We start from the raw sequence: 527 nt of genomic DNA on the forward strand, positions 1-527 counted from the left end.
CTGCACTCGCCAGAGGTGAAGCAGTTCATCATCGAGAAGTACAAGGGCGCTGTGGTTCCGGCGTTCTGATCCAACATCCCCGGGGCCGCTTTGCGGCCCTTTCGCGGCACAAGGCCGCTCCCACCAAGTAAGGCGTACGCCGATCCATGTGGGAGCGGCCTTGCGCCGCGAAAGGCCTGCGCAGCAGGCCCTAAATCTCAATCCCGCTTCACAAGCCCAGGCAACTGCGCCACCAGCTTCAGGTTGTTGAACGGCGCACGAATGAATCCACGCTGACGCCTGGCTGCCCGCCCGGACAACTAGGACTCGGACGACATGAAGAAACTGGCGGCTGCGCTGCACTCGCCAGAGGTGAAGCAGTTCATCATCGAGAAGTACAAGGGCGCTGTGGTTCCGGCGTTCTGATCCAACATCCCCGGGGCCGCTTTGCGGACCTTTCGCGGCACAAGGCCGCTCCCATAAAGTAAGGCGTACGCCGATCCATGTGGGAGCGGCCTTGCGCCGCGAAAGGCCTGCGCAGCAGGCCC

The 527-nt window shown here is 62.8% G+C and carries 2 pseudogenes; one reads left to right on the plus strand and one right to left on the minus strand.

The features are described 5' to 3' along the window. Positions 1-197: 197 nt before the first annotated feature. A pseudogene (locus AC07XM_RS31110) lies at positions 198-278 on the minus strand (SCO family protein); the annotation flags it as partial. A gap of 1 nt (position 279) precedes the next feature. Here AC07XM_RS31110 and AC07XM_RS31115 point away from each other — a divergent pair. Further along, positions 280-405: pseudogene (locus AC07XM_RS31115) on the plus strand (MetQ/NlpA family ABC transporter substrate-binding protein); the annotation flags it as partial. Between the last annotated feature and the right edge of the window lie 122 nt (positions 406-527).

Source organism: Pseudomonas sp. GW460-LB5, assembly GCF_059423245.1.